We start from the raw sequence: 8,268 nt of genomic DNA on the forward strand, positions 1-8,268 counted from the left end.
GCGGTGTGAGCGGCTTTCTTTGCTTATCTTTCTTTGCCGCGGCAAAGAAAGTAAGTGCCGCCCCGCACAGGGGCAACGCTAATAGACCAATAAGAAATCAAGGAAAGGCCAACGCCATAAAAACCCATACAAACAAGCGCCACGCGGGCAACCAGCTCAAGCAAATGCCGATGCCATAAAACGACAGACAAAGCGCCGCACAGACAAACAGGAACGGGAAAAGGCCAACGCCGTAGACAAACAGAAAACCAATCGCGCCGCAGGCAAAAACCCAAACCTTCACTCCCCCGCCGGCCACGGCAACCCCACCGCCGACCAATCCAACTCCACCCCCACAACCAGCCGCTCACTCACAAACTGCACAGCCAGCGTAACAGCAATACAAGGCCGCCCACTCGCTAAAGAAAGATAAGGATTACTAGAAACAACAACCCCAGGAAACAAAACAGCATTCCGGAAATAAGGCCGATGATCCCACCTCGCATCGCGAGGATTCGCCACCGGCTGCAGCGAAGCCGCTTCGCTACTCCAGGCCGGCCCCAGCACCTCATGCCCAATCTGCCGCCCGGAATCGTCGAGAATAAAACAACTGATACAGCGATCAAACGTCGCCAAAGAAGCAAACGCCTGATCCATCGAAACCCCAGCCAGCAGATCATCAGCCGCACGGCTCAAAGCCACCCGATACGGCTCGACCTCCGACTCGAACAAAGCGTGCTGATGCGCCCTCCCCTGGGCAATCACATCAAAAGCATCGTCGATCCGCCGATGCACCGACTCCGGCGGCGCAATCTCCGCAGCCGGCCGCCCCAGCAGATAGCCCTGCGCGAAATCCACATTCGACTCCACCGCAAGAATCAATTCCTCAGTGGTCTCCACGCCCTCAACAACCACGAGCATCCCCGCCTGATGCAACAGCGAAACAAGCTTCGGCAAGATCGGCTGCTCCGTGCCGTGACCGGTCGCGCGTATCAATTCGCCGTCGAGCTTCACGAGATCCGGCCGGATCCGGAATAGCCGGTCAAGGTTCGACTGGCCCGCGCCGAAATCGTCGACGGCGATCAGGAAACCGTGTTCACGGTACAAGGCCGCCGCCCGCGACATGTCATCGACGCTGCCGCCATGCGACTCGAGAATCTCGAGAATCACCCGCTCAGGTTCGAGCCCCACCGCCCGTACGGTCGTCGCGAGCTGGTCGGCATAGCCTGCGGCGATAAAGGTCGCCGGCAAAATGTTGAGAAACAGCCATGCGTCAGCTGGCAACACCTTGCGCGCATTGTCCAGATGCACGGCATGGCTCGCGCGATCGAGCGCGCCCTCGTCGTTCGACGGCTTCGGGGCGAACAGCACCATGGGCGGCACCAGCGTGCCGTCGTCCTGCTCGCCGCGCAGCAACGCCTCGAAACCCACCTGCTTCTGATGCGACAAGCTGTAGAGCGGCTGAAAATGCGAGGTCAGGTAGCAGTCCTCCCATCGATGCCGCGGCGGCGCCGCACCGTCCGGCACCTCGCCGGAAAGCATTTGCAGCGACTCGAACGGTAACGCGCGCTCGACGCACACGCGGTTTCTGCCCGAATGCTTGGCGCGCAGCAACGCTTCATCGGCGCGATCGAGCAGCACCATGATGCTTTCTCCGCTGCGGTGCTCGGCCACGCCGAAGCTCGCGGTCAGGCGGCCGTCAGGGCGCTCGATCGCCGCAATCGCGCCGCGCAGGCGCTCGGCCAGCGCCAGTGCGCCGGCCAGGCCGTCGAGCAGCAGCACGGCGAACTCCTCGCCGCCGATCCGGCTCACGCTGTCGTCCGCGGAAGTCTCCTCCATCAGCACCTGGGCGACCTGGTAAAGCGCGTGGTCGCCGACTGCATGGCCAAAGCGGTCGTTCAGCGATTTGAAATTGTCGATGTCGAGAAAAATCGCGCTGACCCGCATATCCGGCTGGATGTTTTCAAGGCGGCGCTCGGCCTGCTTCACGAACGCGCGGCGGTTTTGCAGGCCGGTCAGCGGATCGGTCGCAGCGAGTTGCGCCAGTTGGCTCTCGAGCAGAAAGTGGTTGTGCCGGAACCGGTAGAAGCCGAAGTGAAACACCGCGGAGGTCGGTACGCCGATCGCCACGATCCACATCCACACGACAACGTCGACTTCATGCGTGCGCGGCTCGCCAGACAGCAACGCAAACGCGGCAGCATAAAAGAGCACGCTGCCGGTGCAAAAATGCATCGGCGTGAGCCACAGCGGCGCCGCGCAGATCGGGATCACCACGAGAGCCGGCAGGACCCACAGCAACGGTTGTTCGACGCCGGAGACATTCAGCGCGAGACCGGCCACCAGCACCAGCGAGTACGCAACACCGATTGCGCCGAACGTCCAGGTCGAGCCGGCGCGGGGAATCGCCATCACCAGCAGGGCGAGCACCAGCGCGCAGGCGAGCCGGTAGGCGAGCGGTATCGCCGGGCCGCCGACCATGTTGCGCGCCCCCACGAAACAGAGGAACGCGACAACGGTAAACGCCATCGTCACCACCGAAAGCGGGCGCTGATGCTCCAGCGACCGTTGATGAAAACGATTACGCAACCCGGAATCGGACAGTTGCTTCGTGGAAGTGGAAAGCATATTGATAGTTATCAGGCTGGCTCCGGTCACTTTGCCCATGTATAACGGCAACCGTCTGACAAATATTTATGCCGCGCCCGCAAATAGATGGCGCCGCGCCCCGCCGGGCTACGCGACCATCACGCGATTGCGTCCTGACGCCTTGGCGGCATACAAAGCGCCGTCAGCACGCGCCATCAACTGGGCAAGCAATTCGTCGCGCCGATGCTGGTCCACCCCGACGCTGAATGTGTATTTCAGTCCACGCGGCAACTCGAGCGGCGTGCTCGACGCGAGTTGAACCCGCAGACGGTCCAGCAGGCTCACGGCTTCGGCGGCGGTGGTTGCCGGGCACAGCACGCCGAACTCCTCGCCGCCCAGCCGCCCGAACACGTCGCCGACCCGCAGGTTGGCGGTGACGAACGCCGCAAAATGGCTCAACACCTGGTCGCCGGCGGCATGGCCATAGCTGTCATTGACGGTTTTAAACGAATCGATGTCGATGATCGCCACCGTCACCGGCGAGCGAGTGCGCCGCGCCGCGTTCAGCAGCGCGTCGCCGGCCGCGAGAAAAGCCCGGCGCGACAGCGCGCCCGTCAATTCGTCGACATTGGCGAGCCGCTCGAGCCGCTCGGCGAGGCGGTCATGCGCCAGCATCACCACACCGATCGAAAGGGCCGGCGTCGTGAGAATGCCTAGTGCGAGAAAAGCGACGTTGCTCGGCGACACTTCCAGCAAGTTGAACTGCAACAACATGCCAAAGCCGTAAAAGACGCCGCGCGAAACATGCCCGATACATAACAGCGACGCCGCGACCGCGACAAAGTAATAGCTGTAGCGCGGCCGGTTTGCGGGGCGCTCGCGCAGCATCGTCATGGCAAGCAGTGCGTAGAGGATCGCGTGATAGGTCGACACCGCGGTCACGCGTGCGTTGAAGTCTGGCGCCACAAACGTCCAGTAAATCATGCAGACCAACACCGCGAGCGCTCCGGCGTAAGCCGCCCATGGCCGCGTGCGGCGGCCCAGAAACCGGCCGCAGCCTTCGACCACCAGCAGCAGCGAGACGGCCAGCAGTTCATTGGCCGCCACGATACCCACCCAGTGCGATGCATGGCCTTGCAGGACAAAGCCAATCAGTGCCACGATCGCGACCGCGTTGGCGGAGATCCAGTAGCCGACGCCCGGGATCGCCGCGCGCCATAACGACCCGAGCACGGCCATGCTCATGGCACTGGATAGAACGGTGACAACCAGAATAGAGAGTGGATTGATCATTGTTATGTGAGTCGAACAGCATCCCCGTGAGGCGCTACGCTCCGCTGGCTGCGCGGTTGCCCCATTGCATGAACAGCCGGTTGTGCAAGTTGGTCAGCTTACTGGCCCCGACAAAAGTTGAGGTCGCAACGATTCTGCACGATTCTGCAAGAATTACCGGCAAAGGCAAATGCCTATCGCATTCGCCCATTCGCAAAGCGTTGCATTTGCCACGAAATAAAACACCCCCCGGCAACGATAAAACCGGCACCGCCAGCGTCATGCGGGCAATGCTTAAAACGATGACGAACACTTTGGCACCCGCTAAGCGAAGGTGGGCAAGACCAGCCGCGACTCATACAGGAGAAGTCACGCTTTGGATCGGCATCCGCCGCAAATGTCTGCACGTATAAACCAGACGAATGTAAAGTTGGCCTAAAGTTAATCTCTTAAGTAGACTTCTGCGAAGTGGCGCGGAAAGACTAGACAGCTCGGTAAAAATAACCTAGGCGCGTGCAACGCGCGGCCTCCCTACCCCGTTCAGATGGATTCGTCGGCATCCGTTTTTTTACACGGCCCACGCAAGGGCCATTTCCCGGAAAACATGGTCCCAATTCTGGATTACCTGCTGGAGCGCCAAATCTCGCCACAGTGGCGCGGCATGCTGACTGCGCTCGCCACAGAGTTCGAAGCGCAGATCGGTCGCGACGAGTTGCGCCAACTGATGTATCGCGTCGGCTGCCGGTTCGCGGCAGTGCATCAATTGCCCGCATGCGGGTCAACGGCCGAGCTCGGTGAGGCATTAAACCTGTACTGGCATGACATGGATTGGGGCTACGTCAAGCTCTCCGACGAAGCCGAGTCCTTGCGCATCGTTCATTACTGCGCGCCGCTGCAGGCATTCGGCCACACGGCGCTCGCATGGACGCCGGCGTTTCTCGAAGGCGTCTATCAGACGTGGTTGAGCGGATTGGGCGCACAGGGCTTGTCGGTGGTGCAAACGAGCGAGTACGGCACGGACACCGCGATCGAGTTCCGGCTAGGGCGGCATTCTGTTTGAGCGGACCGGTAAGCGAAGCAGCCAAGCGAAGCTGCCAGTCGGACCGGGTAAGCGATTTGAAAAGAAGAACCATCAGGCATGCGCCGGCCAGACCGGCTCGCATCCGGTGGAGAGTCGCCGGACAACAGGCAACAAGCAGTAGAGGAACGCGCCAGACCGGTGCGCGTGAAGTGGCAATGCCCGCATTACAGCGCCGCGCATAAGTACAGGGATCGGAGCAAAACAAGTCATGAACAAGACGGCGGCACTATGAGCTCATCGAGCGACATCGAGAAACTTTTCGATCATTTTGGCGGCGACGCGAACGCGTACCAGGAAATCGGCCGCGAAAACGAAGCGCGTTCGGCGCGCACCCGTTGGCCGCTGCTGGTGACGCTGGACCTCACGGCGCTCTGCTGCGTGGCGACGGCTTCGCCTGACGCATTGGCGCAGGCCTCGAAAGATCCTTTGAGCGTGCTGATCGATCAGGGCAAGTACTGGCAATCGCATCAACGCGGCGACCTCGCCGAGCAGGCGTGGCAAAAGGTACTGCGCATCGATCCGAAGCAGCCCGACGCGCTTACGGTATGGGCATGGTGCTCGCCGACCGCAAGGACGGCGCGGGCGCGCAGCAGTACCTCGCGCGCCTGAAGGCGGCCGCGCCGAACTATCCGAATCTGGACGAACTGGGGCGGCGCCTTGGCGAATCGAGCGTGCGCGATCAAACCGTCAACGATACACGGCGGCTCGCGCAAAGCGGCCAGAGCGCGAGCGCGGCGCAGGAATATCAGCGCGCGCTTGAAGGCAAGCCGGCGACACCTCAACTGCAACTTGAATATTACCAGGCGCTCTCCGCCACGCCGCAGGGCTGGGATCAGGCACGCCGCGGCCTCGAACAGCTCGCGCGCGACAACCCCGACGATCCGCGCTACGCCCTCGCCTACGCACAGCATCTGACGTATCGCGATGTGACGCGGCGTGACGGGATTGCGCGCTTGCAGAAGCTCGCCGCCGACAGCACGGTCGGCGCGTCGGCGAAGAAGGCCTGGCGCCAGGCGCTGTTGTGGCTCGACGCCCGGCCCTCCGATGCCGCGCTGTACGAGGCCTATCTCCAAGGCGCAACGGATGACGCCGCGGTCAAGGCGCGCTACGAGTCGATGGTTCAACAGGACAAGGCGGCCCGCGATCGCGCCCAGCAAAACGCCACCGTCGACGCGCGCGGCCGCATCATTGCCGACGGTTTCGCCGCGCTCGACCGTGACGATCTCGTCATGGCACGCGCGAAGTTCTCGTCAGTCCTGGCGAATAGTCCGAGCGATACGGACGCGCTCGGCGGCATGGGTATCGCCGCGTTGAAGCAGGAACACTTCGCCGAAGCCCGCAACTATCTGGAGCGCGCGTCGCGCAGCGGCAATCCGGCGCGCTGGAAAACCGCGCTCGACAGCGCGACCTACTGGACCTATACCAGCGACGCAATCGGCGCGCGCAGCAATGGCGAATTCGCGAAGGCGAAGTCGCTGTTCGAACGCGCGATCGCACTGAATCCCTCTGACGTCACCGCGCAGGTATTGCTCGGCGAAATGCTGCTCGCCAATGGCGATCCGGTCGGCGCGGAGCAGGCCTACCGGATGGCGCTGCGCCGCCAGGCCGACAATCCCGACGCGATTCGCGGCCTCGTCGGCGCGCTCGCCGCGCAAGGCCGCGGCGACGAAGCGCTGCAATTCGCCAACCAGCTGAACGCCGAACAGCAAGCGAAGGCCGGCGGCATCAACCGTCTGCGTGGCGAGGCGCAGGCCGCCCAGGCACGCGCGGCCGAAGCGCGCGGCGATCTCGGCAGCGCGCGCAGTCTGTTCGAAGACGCATTGCTGAATACGCCTGACGACCCTTGGCTGCGTCTGGACCTCGCGCGCATTTACGTGCGTCAGGGCGCGGTTGCGAATGCCCGCAGCATGATGGATGGGCTGCTCGCCGCGCATCCCGACATGACCGACGCGCTGTATGCGAGTGCGTTGTTGTCGGCGGAAACGCAGGACTGGTCCACCGGCCTCGCGCAACTCGACCGGATTCCGGTCGCCCAACGCACCGACGCGATGACGACTTTGCAGCACCGCCTGTGGGTGCATCGGCAGGCCGATCTCGCGACACGGATGGCGCGCAATGGGCAGACGCAACAGGCGCTGGCCACGTTGCAGGCGGCCGAGCCGGTCGCCGGCAACAGCCCCGAACTGATCGGCGTGATCGCCGCTGCGTATCAGCAGGCGGCCGACCCGAATCGCGCGTTGAGCCTCGTGCGCGGCGTGATGAACGCGGCGCCCGGCAACACCGATCTACTGCTGCAATATGCGGGCATTCTGTCCGCCACGCAGCAGGAAGCCGAGCTTGGCATGGTGATGCACAGACTTGCGTCGATGCCATTGACGCCGCAGCAGCGCACGGATTTCGGCAATCTGAATCTGGGGATCGTCATCAAGCAATGCGACACCGTGCGTCAGCGGGGCGACCTTGCCGGTGCTTACGACGTGATCGCGCCGTGGCTCGCGGCGATGCCCGACAATCCCGATTTGCAAGCCGCCCTGGGCCGCCTCTATTCGAGCGCCGGCGACGACCGCAACGCGCTCGCCAGTTACCGCGTCGCGTTGCAGCGCAAGCCCGACGACCTGAACCTGCTGCAAGCGGCGATTTCCGCGGCGGCCGGTGCGAAACAGTTCAGCTATGCCGAATCGCTCGCGCGGCAAGCGCTTGCCGCGGCGCCGGGCGATCCGGGCGTGCTGGCCACGGTCGGCCGCATGTATCGCGCCGAAGGCAAATTGTCGCTCGCGGCGACGTATCTGCAACGCTCGCTGGTCGCGGCCAATACGCCGCTGATGGCCAACGCGCCACGCGCGAATGCGGCGGGCAATGTGCCGCGTGGCTGGGAAGTCGCGATGCGCCGGATCGGCGCGACGCCGCTGCCGGGCACCAATCCTTTCGAAGGTAAAACCGCAACGATCTCGCCGACCGACGCCGACAACGCCGCATTCGCCGACGGCGGCTCCAATGCCGCGCGCGCATCGCTTCCGTATTCGCAGTCCTCCTTGCCGTCACAGACCGTGCCGAACTATCCGCCTCCCACGACGCCCGCCCCGCCCGCGCCTTACGTCGCGCCTTATATGGCGCCCGCCCAGCCGTATGTGCCGAATCCCGCGCCTGCCGCCCTTCCTTATAACGCGCCGGGTCAGGGCGCCAACGCGGGTGGCTACGGTCAGGAGACTTACGGATCGAGCCAGTCGGGCGCGCCGTTGCAGCCATATCCCGGTCAAAGCCAGCCGCCGATGCAAGCGCCGATGCAGCAGGCTCCGCAACAGCAATACGATGCGGGGTATCCGCAGCAGTCCGGGTACTCCCAGCAA

The 8,268-nt window shown here is 63.4% G+C and carries 4 protein-coding genes and 2 pseudogenes; 3 read left to right on the top strand and 3 right to left on the bottom strand.

Annotated features, from left to right (window positions below; translation table 11 throughout):
• Positions 1 to 279: 279 nt before the first annotated feature.
• The 3 genes from QOC89_RS00625 to QOC89_RS00635 form a co-directional block, all read right to left on the bottom strand.
• Positions 280 to 2,607 carry a bifunctional diguanylate cyclase/phosphodiesterase gene (locus QOC89_RS00625; RefSeq protein WP_323043250.1) on the bottom strand — a complete coding sequence of 776 codons (2,328 nt, stop codon included), beginning with the start codon at positions 2,605 to 2,607 and terminating at the stop codon, positions 280 to 282.
• 108 nt (positions 2,608 to 2,715) lie between these two features.
• Complete coding sequence (locus QOC89_RS00630; RefSeq protein WP_323043251.1) at positions 2,716 to 3,861, bottom strand: GGDEF domain-containing protein; 1,146 nt, start codon at positions 3,859 to 3,861, stop codon at positions 2,716 to 2,718.
• A 34-nt stretch (positions 3,862 to 3,895) separates the two neighbouring features.
• A complete protein-coding gene (locus tag QOC89_RS00635; RefSeq protein WP_323043252.1) occupies positions 3,896 to 4,153 on the bottom strand; it encodes a hypothetical protein in 258 nt (85 codons plus the stop codon).
• A 291-nt stretch (positions 4,154 to 4,444) separates the two neighbouring features.
• Between QOC89_RS00635 and bcsD the strand changes: the two genes are divergently transcribed.
• From bcsD to QOC89_RS00650, 3 genes and pseudogenes are all read left to right on the top strand, one after another.
• Positions 4,445 to 4,900, top strand: coding sequence for a cellulose biosynthesis protein BcsD (gene bcsD / locus QOC89_RS00640; RefSeq protein ID WP_323043253.1), 456 nt, complete (start codon positions 4,445 to 4,447; stop codon positions 4,898 to 4,900).
• A gap of 249 nt (positions 4,901 to 5,149) precedes the next feature.
• A pseudogene (gene bcsP, locus QOC89_RS00645) lies at positions 5,150 to 5,287 on the top strand (cellulose biosynthesis protein BcsP); the annotation flags it as partial.
• Positions 5,264 to 8,268, top strand: a pseudogene (locus tag QOC89_RS00650) (tetratricopeptide repeat protein); the annotation flags it as partial. The pseudogenes bcsP and QOC89_RS00650, both read left to right, overlap by 24 nt.

It is taken from the genome of Paraburkholderia sp., assembly GCF_034668105.1.
In the GTDB taxonomy this organism is placed as follows: domain Bacteria; phylum Pseudomonadota; class Gammaproteobacteria; order Burkholderiales; family Burkholderiaceae; genus Paraburkholderia.

What these genes read in the sequence shown, in the direction of transcription:
- QOC89_RS00625 (WP_323043250.1), bottom strand. Translation starts at nt 2,607, where the DNA reads ATGCTTTCCACTTCCACGAAGCAACTGTCCGATTCCGGGTTGCGTAAT.
- QOC89_RS00630 (WP_323043251.1), bottom strand. Translation starts at nt 3,861, where the DNA reads ATGATCAATCCACTCTCTATTCTGGTTGTCACCGTTCTATCCAGTGCC.
- bcsD (WP_323043253.1), top strand. Translation starts at nt 4,445, where the DNA reads ATGGTCCCAATTCTGGATTACCTGCTGGAGCGCCAAATCTCGCCACAG.